General features: G+C 36.2%; 14 protein-coding genes and 1 tRNA gene. 9 read left to right on the top strand and 6 right to left on the bottom strand.

Translation table 11 applies throughout. The features are described 5' to 3' along the window. The first annotated feature begins 1,051 nt into the window (after positions 1–1,051). Positions 1,052–1,597, top strand: a complete 546-nt coding sequence (locus HCUR_RS07550) for a hypothetical protein (protein WP_129591984.1) — start codon at positions 1,052–1,054, stop codon at positions 1,595–1,597. 227 nt (positions 1,598–1,824) lie between these two features. Continuing rightward, positions 1,825–2,001 (top strand): hypothetical protein, encoded by a 177-nt coding sequence (locus HCUR_RS08915; protein ID WP_207760997.1) that lies wholly within the window; start codon positions 1,825–1,827, stop codon positions 1,999–2,001. A 175-nt stretch (positions 2,002–2,176) separates the two neighbouring features. On the opposite strand, the gene HCUR_RS07545 is transcribed toward HCUR_RS08915, so the two are convergent. Continuing rightward, positions 2,177–2,362, bottom strand: a complete 186-nt coding sequence (locus HCUR_RS07545) for a hypothetical protein (RefSeq protein ID WP_104207458.1) — start codon at positions 2,360–2,362, stop codon at positions 2,177–2,179. Positions 2,363–3,132: 770 nt separating this feature from the next. Further along, entirely contained in the window at positions 3,133–4,032 is a 900-nt protein-coding gene (miaA, locus tag HCUR_RS07540; protein WP_104207457.1) for a tRNA (adenosine(37)-N6)-dimethylallyltransferase MiaA, read from the bottom strand. Between the two features lie 293 nt (positions 4,033–4,325). Here miaA and rpsT point away from each other — a divergent pair, with 293 nt between their 5' ends. The 3 genes from rpsT to dnaN are packed head-to-tail and all read left to right on the top strand — an operon-like array spanning position 4,326 to position 7,236. Next, the gene (rpsT, locus tag HCUR_RS07535) at positions 4,326–4,604 is read left to right on the top strand and encodes a 30S ribosomal protein S20 (RefSeq protein WP_104207456.1); all 279 of its coding nucleotides are present in this window, start codon (positions 4,326–4,328) and stop codon (positions 4,602–4,604) included. Positions 4,605–4,643: 39 nt separating this feature from the next. Continuing rightward, positions 4,644–6,044: a chromosomal replication initiator protein DnaA gene (gene dnaA / locus HCUR_RS07530; RefSeq protein WP_104207455.1), complete on the top strand. Its 1,401-nt coding sequence runs from the start codon at positions 4,644–4,646 to the stop codon at positions 6,042–6,044. Between the two features lie 46 nt (positions 6,045–6,090). After that, entirely contained in the window at positions 6,091–7,236 is a 1,146-nt protein-coding gene (dnaN, locus tag HCUR_RS07525; RefSeq protein WP_104207454.1) for a DNA polymerase III subunit beta, read from the top strand. Between the two features lie 107 nt (positions 7,237–7,343). Here dnaN and HCUR_RS07520 read toward each other — a convergent pair whose 3' ends face one another. Together HCUR_RS07520 and HCUR_RS07515 are read right to left on the bottom strand one after the other, a co-directional pair. Further along, positions 7,344–7,895, bottom strand: a complete 552-nt coding sequence (locus tag HCUR_RS07520; protein ID WP_104207453.1) for a ribosome-recycling factor — start codon at positions 7,893–7,895, stop codon at positions 7,344–7,346. A gap of 29 nt (positions 7,896–7,924) precedes the next feature. Further along, positions 7,925–7,998, bottom strand: a tRNA-Met gene (locus tag HCUR_RS07515). A gap of 937 nt (positions 7,999–8,935) precedes the next feature. On the opposite strand from HCUR_RS07515, the gene HCUR_RS07510 reads away from it, so the two are divergent. The 3 genes from HCUR_RS07510 (at position 8,936) to HCUR_RS07500 (ending at position 11,508) form a co-directional block, all read left to right on the top strand. Next, entirely contained in the window at positions 8,936–9,220 is a 285-nt protein-coding gene (locus tag HCUR_RS07510) for a hypothetical protein (protein WP_104207452.1), read from the top strand. A gap of 1,159 nt (positions 9,221–10,379) precedes the next feature. Next, positions 10,380–10,664, top strand: coding sequence for a hypothetical protein (locus tag HCUR_RS07505; RefSeq protein WP_104207451.1), 285 nt, complete (start codon positions 10,380–10,382; stop codon positions 10,662–10,664). Between the two features lie 19 nt (positions 10,665–10,683). Beyond that, complete coding sequence (locus HCUR_RS07500; RefSeq protein ID WP_129591982.1) at positions 10,684–11,508, top strand: outer membrane protein assembly factor BamD; 825 nt, start codon at positions 10,684–10,686, stop codon at positions 11,506–11,508. Between the two features lie 773 nt (positions 11,509–12,281). On the opposite strand, the gene HCUR_RS08910 is transcribed toward HCUR_RS07500, so the two are convergent. Both HCUR_RS08910 and HCUR_RS07495 read right to left on the bottom strand, forming a co-directional pair. Beyond that, positions 12,282–12,446, bottom strand: coding sequence for a hypothetical protein (locus HCUR_RS08910; protein ID WP_165780876.1), 165 nt, complete (start codon positions 12,444–12,446; stop codon positions 12,282–12,284). A gap of 936 nt (positions 12,447–13,382) precedes the next feature. Continuing rightward, entirely contained in the window at positions 13,383–14,996 is a 1,614-nt protein-coding gene (locus HCUR_RS07495) for a peptidoglycan D,D-transpeptidase FtsI family protein (RefSeq protein WP_104207449.1), read from the bottom strand. 346 nt (positions 14,997–15,342) lie between these two features. Between HCUR_RS07495 and HCUR_RS10370 the strand changes: the two genes are divergently transcribed. Further along, positions 15,343–15,503, top strand: a 161-nt coding sequence (locus HCUR_RS10370) for an IS630 transposase-related protein (protein ID WP_423751904.1), incomplete at its 3' end; no start/stop codon positions are given.

Below are 15,503 nucleotides of genomic sequence, written 5' to 3'. Positions count from 1 at the left end.
TTAGCGAAAAGTCCCAGAATATGCCACGGACGCACAGCTATTCTTGGAAGGGAAGGCGTTGTAAGGGATTCATGATGGGGGGGAAAAACAAAAGGGGTAGTGTCATGAACAATGCTTTTTTCCACAAGAGAAAAGATAGGCAGCCGATGAGTGAAAGCGCTGGTCATGTTTTCTTTTATTGATCTTCCGTATTCTCCTGACAACAATGGAATTAGGCTAAACAAATACGACGCTCTAGAAAGTGTTCAATTGACGCGCTATTCTTTATAACCATTCTATAGTTAGTTGGGTGCACCATCAGAGAAAGCGATAGAAAAATTGGATCACCAACCCAACAAAGCAGTTTATTAGGGGGGAGAAAAAGCAGAAAAATCCTACTTTTTGGGAAAGAAAAATCATCTTGCGCTCAAGACTTAAGGACAAAAAATGTCCACACAAAGATGCTGAACTTTACTTTATGTCAGATTCAGGGCATCAAGACAGTGCGGATAGGCATCGTCATGGGGAGTTTTCTTACATAGCCTGGATGCGGAAGACAAAACCTATACCTAGACTCTCATCCAGGTCACATTGTAGAGCGCATTTTAGTGCTATGACACCCTTGAAACTCTTTGTCCAGCGCAATCAACGTACACGTTACACCCTCTAATTTAAGATTATCGCTGGCATCGTGAACCTTAAAGATAGGATTTCTATAGCTTTCACGAAAAAGACACATTGGCTTAGCAAAATAAGAAGTTTCTTACTCATCGAGTCTAGTATAAACTTTATTTTTACGAAGTATTGACATTAGTTTAAAAATTGTTTACTATTTGAAAGTAAAGTATTAAATTAATTCACACACTATGCAAAAAATATACACTGTTTTATTAATGTTTTGGATGTTTGCACCCAAAAGTGCTTTTTCTGTAAAAGGGATTCAAAATATAGAAGTCAAAAAAAATCTTATATTATTTCTCACCACACTAAAAAAGTTATAAACAATTTAGTACAGTTCATGGAAAGCATGATTATCCCTAGCACCTCAGACCCTAGCTGCTCTACATCATTTATGTCAAGATGGTCCTATCAAGAAACTGATAAATATGAAGTGATGTGCGACGAGGTATTAACAATTAACGACTTAATTACTGGTTTTGCGCCTTTTCGGTCATGCAATCGAGCATTTGATGTTTTTTTAGGACTCCGTTCTAAAGATCAAAAAGAAGTTTTAATCAACGCATGGCAAGAAATTTCTCAAAAAATCGAACAATTTCCAGAAGAAGGTCCGCGTCAAGAAGGAACTTTTTATGAAAAAACTATACGTGAAAAAGCACTTCTTATGAAAGAACCTATATTTAATTTATTTAATTATTTTGCAGCTCAAAAAGGTACATCTATAAAAAAATTACAAGAAAAGCTAGCAAAGCGTATGGTACAAGAGTTTCCGCATACGAATGAGCTAGCTGAACTCAAGAGCTTAGAAAAGTGTTTTTCCGATGCTATTCTAACAGCGCTGGAGAAGCTGAAGGCAGCAGAAGCTCAAGAAAAACATATGGAAGCAGACACCCCGTATACGAATAGTCTAAAAGAGCAATTAGAAGGATTAAAATTGTAAGACCTTGGTCTTATAGCATATCAAAGGAAAACTTCTAATAACATTGAGAGTAAAGGTTTTGAGCCCCTAAACTTTGTACTGAACACGCTAGGCCAAGAAGATAAACTTTATTTTATGGTTTTTTGGTATCTCAGTGAAAAAGTTTGAGGAAAGCATAGAGAAGGTGAGGTACATTTTTGGCTTTTCGTGTTTTAGCCCAGGACAAACACCCCGGTGGCCACTAAACATTGGCGCTTGAAGACATGACTTTGATGCTTTTGTTCAACGATCGAAGCTATGGACGCCATGTTTGGCATCAAGGATTCTCCGGGGATGCCGCATTTTACACCGTCTTGAGCCTTTTTTTTCTTATTATGGCCATTCACCTATGTAAAACCTATCATAATAAGCAGTGGAAAACCTGATTAGCGACTCCACAGAGAAGCCTTATTTAGGGTGCAGAAAAAGCAGAAAAATCCTACTTTTGGAAAAGAAAAAGAACCTTGCGCTCAAGGCATTGCGGATAGGCATCGTCATGGGGAGTTTTCTTACATAGCCTGGATGCGGAAGACAAAACCTATACCTAGACTCTCATCCAGGTCACATTGTAGAGCGCATTTTAGTGCTATAACACCCTTGAAAATCTTTGTCCAGCGCAATCAACGTACACGTTACACCCTCTAATTTAAGATTATCGCTGGCATCGTGAACCTTAAAGATAGGATTTCTATAGCTTCCACGAAAAAGACACATTGGATCAGAAAAAATAAGAAGTTTCTTACTCATCGAGTCTAATATAAATTTTTAGGGGACGTTTCTGTTAAAGTATAATTCGGTCTATAAGGACCATGGTTTAGTACAGCATTGTGTAGAGAAATTTTCATTCCCCCAAACACAAGCCCCTTTCAACATCACTGATCTATTGAAAAGGTGGGAGAAGTATATTTATCAAAAATTCAGCATGCCCCTTCTTGAATCGCAGTCTTACATTAAGCTCTTTCGTCACCTTGAATATACTCAAGTGAGTATGGTTTACACAGGCGAAAGAAAACTTTTGGAATTTCTAAAATACAGATAACCTAACGAACAAAGAGCATCAAAAGAGCAAACTCCATAGCGCATGACGTGTTATAGCACTTGGATTTTCTATAAAACTAATAAAGGTAATGCTTAAAAAATTATATTCATGCTTTCAATAGCCTTTCCTTTCTTTGGAGAATGCTAATCTATTGGTGCGAACGGAGACGAAGGTGAACCCTTTTTAAGGGCTCCCAGTAAAATATTTCCCCCTATTTTTTTATCTCTCCACCTTGTAAACCGGAGATGCGTACGCTCCACATAGCATAATCAGAGGGAAACTCTCTCCACGGCACTGCTTTAAGTGGCATCCATATTGTATGCATAAAAATTTTATTATCTTTTACGTTATCACTCCAAGATCTAGACCTTGTAGTTCAATGAATCTCTAGTCAATCAATACCTTGTTTCTGATGTAATACCTGGAATGCATTTTTGCTATGTTTCTATCTCGTGACTACACTACCTAGGCAAACAAACTATTCCAGGGTAATGATGTGATCTGCAGTGAAATAGCGTTTAAACCAGGTGCGTTGACGTTTTGCGTAGTGCCACGTTTCTGTTAAAAAGGAAGTCTTAGCATCTTGCCAAGAACGTTCATCATTTTGCCAGGATTTTAGAGACTTTATTCCAATAGATCGACTTAGCGGAGAGGCTGGTGTAAGGGAAAATTTAGAAATTTCATCACATAACCCTTGAAAACATGCCTGTTTAAAACGCGTTTGAATTCGGTGTTGTATTACAGACTTTTCACCGTGCATATAAATTTTGTGCCAAAAGCAATGGGAAAGAAACTTTATTTTTGGCATTTCTTGCCAATAAGATAAAGGAGCTTGAGTTGAAGAATAGACACAGAGTGCTCTTAAAATTCGCTGTTTATCCTCTTTAGGAATACGTTTAGCAGAAACAGGATCCACCTGAATTAACCGTTCATAAAGGGATTGATCTGTAGAATGCTCTAGAAGCTCTGATGGAGTCATTCGTTTTACCGCAGGAAATGGGCTTAACCCTTCTTCCAACGCGTAGAGATAGAACCCTGTACCTCCTACTACTATAGGCAAATATCCTGAGGTATGGCATCGATGCACTAGGATGACCACATCGTCAATCCACTCCATAACATGTCGACCTGGAGCTTCATTGGGAACACAGTCGTATAGTGTGTGGGATACTTCTTTTCTTTCTTTTAAAGAGGGTTGGGCAGTTAACAAAGGTAATCCTTGGTACATTTGTTGACTGTCTGCATTAATAATAACACCATTGTATTGTTGGGCGATTTGAAAGGCAAGAGCACTTTTTCCAGAAGCTGTGGACCCAGCAATACAGATCAGAGGACAAGGCATTTCAAGGACTGCTTCTAAATTTAAATGATACGGCATACCAGAACAATTATACAGTTATTAATATTGGTCAGTGTAGCATTATAGCTCGTGAAAAAAAATGATCGTTAAAAAAAGTCTCACTTAGCCAATACATAATTTTTTTTCAACGACAAAACTTTTTTTAAGGACATTGTCATGCAGTGGATCTTTTTTAAATCTATAAGTATTAAACTTTTAAGACACGATGTAGAAGATAATTGGCAACATTGAGTCATAAATTGCGTCCAAAGCCATTGATTTTTTTTCAAAATTCTCCTAGGGTATAAAGAGATTGTAAAACGTGAAAATTTATGCCCTATCATATTTCTCCAAAAAAAAGATTACGCCGAGACTTTCGGGTACGTCAACAAAATCATTCGCATTTACAGCGTTTACGAACTTTTTTAAAAAAAACCCGTCAAACACTAAGCGCTTCTCCAGAACATCTTAATTTCGATGAAGCGTTTCAAGAAGTTCGTGCTGCGCAAAAAATTCTTGCACAATCTGCTGCGAAGAATATTATTCACCCGAGAAGTGCCGCACGCCGCGTGAGCCGTTTGATGAAAAAACTAAATGCAGTTACTCCTTGATAAAAATCGGGTAGTATTTTTTAAAACTGGGGATGTAATATGAGTTTGGACCCAATTTTTTTCACAAGGGATGCACGTTCAGATTCATCCGATCCCGAGTGGAGAGCGTTATTATCTGAATATTTTGGTCAGTCTGTATACCGAGATTGGTTTGCGCAGTTAGAGACAAAATCTTTTCAAGAGGGAGTTTTGGTCCTTGCAGCGCCCTCTTTGTTTGTGAAAGACTGGATTGAAAAACACTATATAGATTTAATCTTATCGCTTTTGAAACGCAAATATGCTCGCTGTCATCAGATTGTGATAGTAGCAGAAGGAACAAATTCTTTAAGTGTAGCACAGCATGAGTCAGAAGAATCTTTTTCACGACATGATGAGTACCCAAAAGAAAATACACAAAGTCCACAAGAGTTTTCTTTATCCGGATATGCGTTAGATCCTAAACTAACTTTTGATAATTTTATTGTAGGAAAGCCCAACGAATTTGCTCACGCCGCAGCTCGACGGGTAGCTGAGTGCGATGAAGCAGTTTATAATCCATTATTTTTGTATGGACCTGTAGGTCATGGAAAAACCCATTTGATGCACAGTATTGCCCATCATATTTTAGAACGATCTCAGTATAAAAAACGTGTACTTTATCTTTCAGCGGAGAAATTTATGTACGATTTTGTACGCTCGCTAAGGTATAAGAATGTGATGGCGTTTAAAGAGCATTTTCGCTCTGTTCATGTTCTTATTATTGATGATGTGCAGTTTATTAGTGGTAAAGATTCTACTCAGGAAGAATTTTTTCATACCTTTAATGCGTTGGTGGATCAAAAACGTCAGATCATTATTTCTGCAGACAAGTCTCCTACAGATCTGGATTTAAAAGAGCGTATGAAGTCGAGATTAAGTTGGGGATTGGTGGCAGATTTGCACCCTACCACATATGAGCTGCGTCTAGGGATTCTTCAATCTAAAGCTGCTTTTTTAAAAATTATGATGGATCCCAACATTTTAGATTTTCTTGCCAATAAAATCTCTTCTAACGTTCGAGAGTTGGAAGGTGCATTACTTCGGGTTGCCGCTCATGGAAGCTTAGTGGGAAAAACGTTAACTCTTCCTTTAGTGCAAGAAATTTTAAAAGATGTGTTGCGTCCCTATGAAACAGAACTAACGGTGGAATTGATTCAAAAAAAGGTTTCAGAGTTTTACAACTTAAAAATTTCCGATTTGAATTCTGCAAAAAGACTTCGAAATATTGTTCGCCCCCGTCAGGTTGCTATGTTTTTATCAAAAAAACTTACCACCGCTTCTCTTCCGCATATCGGAAAATGCTTTGGAGGAAGAGATCACACAACAGTAATGCATGGAATTTCTACTATCGAAATTTTATTGCAAAAAGACAAAAGTCTTCAAGAGGATGTTGCACTCTTGCGTAAAACGTTAGAACGTTGATATATTAAATATATATTGTATACATGTTATTAATTTGGAAGCATTTATGAGAATATCCGTAGAAAAATCTCTTTTCTCTAAAATTTTAACCCATCAACAGTCTTTAATTAACCGAAGAAGCACTACTGTTCCTATTCTGTCTCATATTCTCATAGAGGCTAACTATTCCAAGCAAGGAGAGCCTATTCTTTCTGTGCATGGTACAGATATGGAAATGAGTCTGTGGGAAAAAGAAGTTATCAAACCTTTTGAATCTCCTGGCTCCAGTGTAGTGTGTGCCCATCTTCTTTACGAGATTGTCCGTAAAATAGACGATCAATGGGTAACCTTAGAAGGGTTTGAAGACTATGTTACTATTCGTGGTGGTGCTGCAGAGTTTCGCTTACCTACACTTCCTGTCGCTGAGTTTCCCTTGATGGAAACCCAAGATCTTCCCTTTGAGCTCTCTATTCATCCAGGGCTTTTAGCAGATGTCATTAAAGATACAAGTTTTTGTATCGCTACAGAAGAAACGCGCTATGCGTTAGCAGGAACATGTTTTCATTTTCGTGAAAATAATCAAAAAGAGATTTTTTGTAATGTAGTGGCAACCGACGGACATCGCTTAGCTTTAAGTCAGTTAACCAATATCGTGATTAATGAACCCAAGATTCCTGTTGGAGCTTCCCTTTTAGTCATTGGACGACGCACCATACAAAGCATGGTGAAATTATTAGAAAGTGATCCTGGTGAACAAGTTTCTTTTCGCTTTTCTTCCAATCAAATTTCATTACAAGGCACCAAATTTCAGTTTTTTTCTCGCTTGCTCATTGATCGATTCCCAGACTATATGAGCGCTATTCCTCAAAATCATATCTTTTCTGTAAAATTTGATCCTAAAGAATTGATGAAAAGTTTAGATCGTGTGGGAATGGTTATTGAAGAACGTACACGATCTGTAAAGTTGATGTTTCATCCCAATGGATTGACCCTTTCTGCCAACAGTGCTCAAGGTTCTGCGAAGGAAGTTGTGAAAATCAGTTATGATGGAGAAGAATTTACTCTAATCTTTAACATTCGCTATCTTTCAGAAATTTGTCAGCATTCAAGAGGAAACATTATGACTATGAAGGCTACAAAAGGTCAAAATCCCGTAGTGTTTCAAGACGTCAACCGAGAAACTCTGTATGTTTTAATGCCAATTTCTAACTAAGTCACTATCTTAACTCAGAGATGAAATATATGTTTTACCATCTAGAAAAAGACTCCACCTATTTAATTATTTTTTTTCTAAAAAAATATATAAACCTTTAAGAGTAGTTAGATATTTTTCACGATAGATTCTTGAGTTTTTGCTAACGCATCCACTTTTTCCACATAATTATTGGTAATCTTGTCTACGTCTTGCTTAAATTTACGTCCCAAGTCTTCCGAGATATTCTCTTCTTTTTTACGCTTTTCAAATCCATCTAATACAGCTCTTCTTTGATTTCGAAATCCAACTTTTACTTCCTCTGCGTACTGAAAGGCAATTTTAATAAGTTCATTTCTACGCTCTTTCGTCGGGCTAGGAATAGGAACGGAAAATCGATTATCTTCTATACTAGGGCTATAAGACGCTTTTCTTAATGCTTTCTCGACCGCATCTTTAATGGATCGATCCCAGACTTCCACTACTAAGAGCTGTGATTGAGGAGCTGAAATGTTACTTACTGTTCCCAAAGCCTGTCTCCCCCCATAGATCTCTACAGATAAATTTTCCAAAAGCTCTGGTCGAGCACGACCTATCCTTAGACCCAAGAACTTTTTTTCCAGTGCCTGCAAGCCAATTTCAAACTCTCGCTCCAACGCCTTCAAATTTTTTTCTGTCATAAATTTTTATCCTGTGTTTTGTTTGCTTATAGCGGGAGAGGGACTTGAACCCCCGACCCGCGGATTATGATTCCGCTGCTCTAACCAGCTGAGCTACCCCGCCGACGCCTTTAATTCTACCACAAAGCATTAAAAAAAAAAGAGCTTTTGGGATAAGAAAAAAAATTTTTTCTGCTTTTCTATTCCAAGACTTTACTATAGAATTCCGTGTAGAACAACTCTAGCGTAACTATAGTAATTTATCTTGAAGGTAGAATTTGAAAGAATTAAAGTAAAGCCTTATATCGTTCAGTACATTGAGTATTGTTTTATATTAGCCAAGAATTTTTCAATGGGGTTCAGGTCGGGGGCGAATATGGCAGTAAAAAGACTCGCTCGCAGCCAGCCGATTTAATCTCACTTTTTTTGTCTTATAAGGGTTATAGAGTGAGGCATGATCCATCATGAGGCTAGGTTTTTGCGCTTTGATTCAACACTGTTCTTCCCAATGATTAAAAAAATTTGTATTGCAAGACCTGTTAAACATCATAGGTGCTATGAATTAATTCTTCACTAATTCTCCTATACTATGGGTTTTTTTGTAATATGTACCACGCTTTTTATCTAAGCGCTTTTCGCTTATTTTACCCCATCCCCTATTTTTTCAAACCGATATCAGCATCACTTTTGTCATTCTATACAATAACTTTAGGCGTTATATCGTTGATTATTTCTTAATATAACCCACTCACTATAGAATAATTATAATAGAAGAAAAAAGAATATTTAAAGACGTCGTATTCATGGGATTTCCCTCGTAAAGGTGTAGGCATTAAGAAGAAAGAAGGGGGGAGCTGTGAAGACTCTGGTAAAGGTTTTGGAATGGGTCAGCAGACTATAGAGAGAGTACGCGTTTAAAATCGAAATTAGTTCGCTACAAACCAGCCAGCACAATTGACACGGACTGTTTAGAACACGATATCACGATGGATCCCCTGATGCCTATCAGCCAGAGCGTGGGGTTAGCATTGTTGACATTTTGAAAACCCTGAGACGTCTTGGTGTTCGCTATAAAAAAACTCTTAAATCATCCAAAAACTGATCCAGAAAAAAGATCTGTATTCTATCAAAAGCGTGATGAATTAAACAGCAAAGTTGATGAACATGGAGTGACTCATGATATGCCAAGACCTTACGGGTATTCTGTAAAAGGGCAGCCTTGTTACGGAAAACAGGATTGGCGTTCCAAAAGTAAAACAAATGGTATAGGCGCTTTAATGGGCTCTACTTTAGGGGCCATTAGATTGCTTGCGGATTCTGTAGAAGTATTGGCTTGTGGGGTATAGGAAATGTTTCTAATCACTATCCCAGAAAACCGTGGTATTAATAATTATTCATAGTTATTTGGTTATATTTATTTCTTGACAAGCATTCCCAAAAATAAAGATTTTTTATCGCTAAAGCTTAACTTTTAAGCCTTTTATAGACAGAAGCAATGCTTGCGTTATCTCTTCTCATAGTTTATCTTTTTTGTTTTTAATATACATTTTTAGCTGATTTGGATCTATGGTTCCTTTTCTTCCTAATTGTGCTTTAAGCTTGATTACTCATTTTTTTTAGTACTGGATCAATCCTCTTCCTTACGTTACTTTTATTCACCATAACTATTTGTACGCTTTTTTTGATCATTACCTAATTTTTATGTATTCTATGCCTCTCTTATTGAAGTCTGGGCTTTATTGTTTTGTTGTCATTTTCTGACAATAACAATGAATCTAATCCCATTGTTCAGTTAGATTAATATAGTATAGCTGGCTTAGTGCATAATCAATCTATAGTACTCATAATGGGTTTACGATCCGGATTTTTTGAATTATTGGGGAAAATAGTGTTGAATCAAAGCACTAAAACCCGGAAAAAGGCCATGTCTTACTCTATAACGCTTATAAAAAACAAAAGCAGTGATTGAATCGGTTGTCTGCGGGCCAGTTTTTTCATCGCCATATTCGCACCTGATTTGAACTCCATTGAGAAATTCTGGGCTACTATGAAACGATGGATTAACCGTACCATTACTCAATGTACTTAATGCTATAAAGCCTTACTTAAATTGTTTTAAAATCCTATTTTCACGCTAAATTACTATATAATCCATTTTTTTTCTTCACATAATTACAATTTACTATATCTTTTTTAAGATGAAAACTTTAGATATAGGTGTTGCTTGATAGAACAGTATATTTTAAAAACATATAAAAAATCAATTTATTTTGTTTATTCACTAATTTTAAATTGAATAGATTACATAAAATTAAAATTGTTTTTAATTATTATTTAGAAAATAACTTTTAAAAAAAGCTTTAGACACTTTATTTTGCGCTTAAACAAATAAGGTTCCGACAGTACTTTTTAATTTCTTGGGGACTTGCAATGTTTCAAAGATTCTGATGTAATACGAAACAAATGTTTAAAAGATGTATTCCCATCTACTGATTCTCGTCGATTATGCAAGCACACTGGGGGCTAAGCCTTTTCTTTTTGGGTATGAGCGTTTATTTTTCTTATTACAGCGTGTATGGAGGGCGAGGATGTATTGTTTGGAGAGAAAAACGTACCCTTCTTGCGCAAAAGCGAGAGAAAGTTAAAATTTTGCAAAAAAAGAAACAAAATTTAGAGCAAAAAATTTCTTTGTTTGATGGAGAAGTAGACTCAGACTTATTAGAGCAGATGGGGTGGAAGACATTGGGGATGATTCCTGAAAACTACTATTTGGTTACCTACGGTAAATGAGTATACTAATAGTAGTGTTGTGTTAAAAATAAAGGAAACTATGCGACATTCATGGAAAACTCAAAGAAGATGGAAAGCGCTTCCTTATCTTACAATCACTATAATGTACTTATCGGGATGTGGAGATTCAGAGCGTATTTATGAGCAGAAGCCCCTCACCACATTATACAAAAAAGCTATGGAGGAGTTTAAAAAGGAAGATTTTAAAGAGGCCTCCAGTAATTTTGATGAAGTAGAGCGTCAATATCCTTACTCTTCTTGGGCTCCCCATTCCCAACTTATGTCCGCGTATTCTGCCTTCAAAGCACAGCAGTTTCCTAAAGCCATTGCAACTTTAGAAACTTTTTTGGCGCTTCACCCTGCCTCTCCTAGTGCAGTGTACGCGCACTATCTGCGTTCACTGTGTTATTACACGGACATGCTTTCTCCAGAGAGAGATAGTGAAAATTCTGTCTTGGCACTTCAAGGATTTCAAGAAATTTGTCAGCGTTTTCCTTACAGTGATTATGCACGGGACGCTGAGATAAAAATTGATTTTATTCAAGAACATCTGGCATCTAAAGAAATGTTAATTATAAGGGCTTACATGAAGCGGAGAGAATTTATTTCTGCATTTCAACGCCTTTCTCTTTTCGTTAAAGACTATCCAAAAAGCGTTTTAATTCCTGAGGCATTGTATCGTCTTATCGAATGTCATGTTGTCCTAGGGTTTCCCGGATTAACATACAAAACCTTTGTACTTTTGAGACATAATTTTCCTAAGGAAATATGGACATCAATGGCGGAATCATTGTTAGTATCCAAAAAATCTTTGTCTGTTGTCAGAAAGCTCTCGAAACTCTAATCAAAAAATGGGTTACTCACTAAAAAGATTTTAAGTTTTGTGTTGGCTAGAGCGTTTAAGGAAACGTATTATCTAGAATCTGACTTATATTTTTTAGATGTCGCGCATCCTTACGTAAAAAGGGTTTTTATAATTTGGCATACCTTTTGTTTTTTTGTTTGAGCCATTTAATAAAAGGATGACAAACATATTAAGGTTATTTTAGTGAACCTTTAAGTAATTTTTGTCGATGTTAAAATGTAAACAATGCGGATCTGAAAAATCCTAAACTTTTCATTTGATTGTTAAATCTAAATTTTTAAAGACGGTAGTAAAAACTTCGTACGCTTAAGACTTGCTTATATGTAAGGCATTAATAAAAAATGTACGAAACTGACCTGAATATTGAGCTTCAGAACATGCTATAATCAATCATATTGAACTAGGTAGAGAAAAAAGCGATTTATCGCTTCATATATTTCAGATTAGCCTAGAATGTCTCTATAGGATTCAGATTAGGTGAATATAGTCTTAAAAGCACTAGTATCCAGCCAAGCAATTCAATCAGTTCTTTTGTCTTATAAGAGTTATGGAATGAGGTATCATTAAATACTGTTCTCCTCAATGATTAAAAAGATTCATAGTGCAAGATCCGTTATGGGTACTATAGATTGCCAGCGATACGATGGGTCCTTTTAGAATATCTACCACGCTTCTTACCAACCCAGTGTTTTTCTTCTTTTACCTGACTCTTTTTCTGTGCAAAGCGTCCTCTCTACACTACGCTCGTCACTCTATACAATACCTTCAGGCGTTGTATCTTTGGTTGTTTTTCTTGATATGTATTTCTTCACACGCTTCTCCAGAGGTAAAAGATTTTTTACAGATAAAGCTTCACTTTTTAAGCTTTTTATAGACATAGGCAATGCTTGCGCTACATTGTCTAATGCTCTCTTCATGTCTTAGCTTTTTTATGTTCAATACACAGTTTTAGCAGATTTAAATCTATAGTTTTTTTTCTGCCTAATCGTGCTTTAGGCTTAATGACTTCTTCTTTTTTCTAGCGTATCCACCCTCTACTTGCGCTACTTTTTCTCACCGTAACTATTGTTTCCCGCGTCTTTTAACATTACCGAATGTTATGTATTTTATTATGCTTTCTTTCAAGTCTAGGCAGTATTGTCTTTTTGTCACTTTTTGACAAGTGTAACACCTATAGTCCTATCTTCAAGCTAAAATGAGAATTATTGTACAGTTCTGATTAGATAATTAAAAATTTCGCTGATAAAGTCATGATTTTTCCTTATAAACAGAGCTCTTTTGATCTTCGCAACGTTTTCTTTTATGTTCAACTTTTTCGGTATAAAATTTTTATCACTTTTTCGTTTTTTGGGTTACCTAATTATTTGACTACCCGATTTTTTGCTTATCGCTAACTTGCACGCTTACGCTACCCACCGTATGACGCCCTAACAAACATCGGTCAATTATACAGCGAGTCACCCATTTTTAAAAACAGCATATCAGACCCCCCTATTTCCTAGTTTTTTATCTCACAGCCCTATCATTTGATAAAAATAGAAAAAGATTTTCTATGTAAGAAGTGCCTAAAACTCATTTGCAGAGTTCATGAATCCAATATGTTTCAATTTACCACGGATGTCTGTATTAATTAACTTCCTAAAGGGGATAATAGATCGATTAAGCCAAAAAGATAAATTTTAAGCTTCAATACCTAAATATATACCTTAAAATGATTGAAATATAATATCCTTCATAGCACTTTATACAGGCTCACTTAATAAAGTATAGTTTGAAAATGTTTTAAAGATAAAATTATCAGACTTCAACGATCTCATTTTGAGTTATTTTTTATATGGAATGCGTGTTGATCATTATTTTTGATGTTCTGAACTTTCTATAATACCTAAAAAACCTGATATTTTCTCAATAATACGACGTACTACAGGAGCTGCAATCCATCCTGCAGTATGATAATAATGAGTGGAAGCATTACCTTTGGGACGATCAATGGTAATCAATAATACATAACACGGCGTTGGCATGGGAAATATTGCTACGCAAGACGTTAAGTTTTCATGTTCTTTATACCTTCCCTTAATCAACGTATTGGCAGTACCTGTTTTTGCTCCTACTCGGCAGTATTTAGTTTTTACTTTCTGAGCTTGTCCTGTATTAACCGCCATCTCCATCACTTCCGCAAGAATTTGAGAAAGGTCCCGCGTCTTAAAGATAGACGGAAAAGGAATTTGTCGACGAGTACGTTTCAATACTGTTAAGGGAACTTTTTTGCCTTCATTGAATAAAATTTGAAGGCTTTGCACGATGTGTAATGGTGTGATTGAGAAGCCATACCCATACCCTGCAGTAATCGAACGTGCTTTAGACCAATTTTTAGGAATAATGGGTGTTGCATATTCCGAAAGTTCCAAAAAAATAGGGCGGAAAAAAGATAATTTAGAAAAAAATGCTTGTTGTGCGGTTACTCCCACATCTAATGCCATTTTTCCATTAACAATGTTAGAAGAGTAAAGAAATCCCTCTTTAACCGTTAATGGCCGGCATTTTCCTTTAAAATCTTTTACTAAAAATCTCCCAATCGCTAAAGGATGTGTAGCATCAAAAACTCGGTTCAGACTTCCCTTTTTTTCATCTAAAAATAGAGCCAAATTATGAATTTTTAAGATGGATCCAAACTCATAAACGCCGCTTGTATTACGATTTATTATATGTTCAAAAGATTCTCTATGTTTTAAGTTTGCGTTAAAATCTGGCAGAGAAACCATAGCCATAATTTCTCCAGTATGAATATTTGCTAAGATACCATTTCCTCCACAAGCTTGAAACTCTTTTATACAGGATAAAATTTCTTTACGTAGTACATATTGTAACCGTGTGTCCAGAGATAAATAAAGAGGAGTTTTTTTATATTTTGGATCCAAAATTGCTTTATTGCACCCCTTTTCCACACCAGAAATGCCTTGTTGATCTACGTCCACTGCTCCTAAAACATGACTGAATAAATGTTCATAAGGATATACGCGTTTTTGAGTTTTAAAGAGTTCTAATCCTTCAATACCCAAGGATAAAATTTTAAGACGCATTTTCGGAGATAATTGACGACAAATCCAAACAAAAGTTTTTTTAGAAGTGAGTTGTCGATACATTACTTCCTTAGACAGAAAAGGCAAAACGCTATGTAATTCTCGTACTGCTTCTTTCACGTTGACAATAAGTTTAGGTTTTGCAGCTAATGCAAAACTAGGTAAGCTGTGGGCGAGAATTTTACCCTGAATATCCATTATTACTCTTCTTTTTATAGATTCTGTATACAAAAACTGAGAAAGATTACGGTGTGTAATACTAACCCAACACAACCGCAAAACTAAAATGCTCATCACAAACACAGAGGCTCGAATGAACCATAGAAGACGGGTCTGCACTAAAGTCATCATGTCTCTTCCATGAACGATAAAGTCGTGAAACATGTACTCTATACTTATTAATTATCGTAGACTCTAGATTTTAAAAGAATCTTTCTGAAAAAACAACTCAGAAACCTTATTAAGCTAGGGTCACCTCATGAAAATAAATATTTTGAAAAAAGAGAAATAATAAGGTAATGCCTTGGATGGTGAACAATTTAAGGTAAGGTTAATGCAAGAAGTAGAAGAAGGGGTTTTAGATCATTTTAAACCTCTAAAGGATCCTAGGTCGCCTAGGAATAGGGTGCATGGGATGTCCGAGGTATTGTTAGCGGCTTTGTGCACAGCAATATTCAGATGGAGCAAGAAGTGACAGCCTCAAAGCACCAGGAATCAGCCTTGAAAAAACCTGAGCAAAGACAATTTAAGAAATAATATAGAGCAGTTTCCAGATAGCGATCGTCGAGAAAGCGGCGAAAAATTAGGGATTAGCGAGTCTGGTATTCACTATGCACCAAAGCCTTTAGGCGTGACCTATAAAAACAATACTCTATCCTGCGAGAACAGATC

This window comes from Holospora curviuscula (assembly GCF_002930195.1).
Lineage (GTDB): Bacteria > Pseudomonadota > Alphaproteobacteria > Holosporales > Holosporaceae > Holospora > Holospora curviuscula.
The sequence above is the reverse complement of the archived record's forward strand: the minus strand, read 5'-3'. Positions and strand labels throughout refer to the sequence as shown.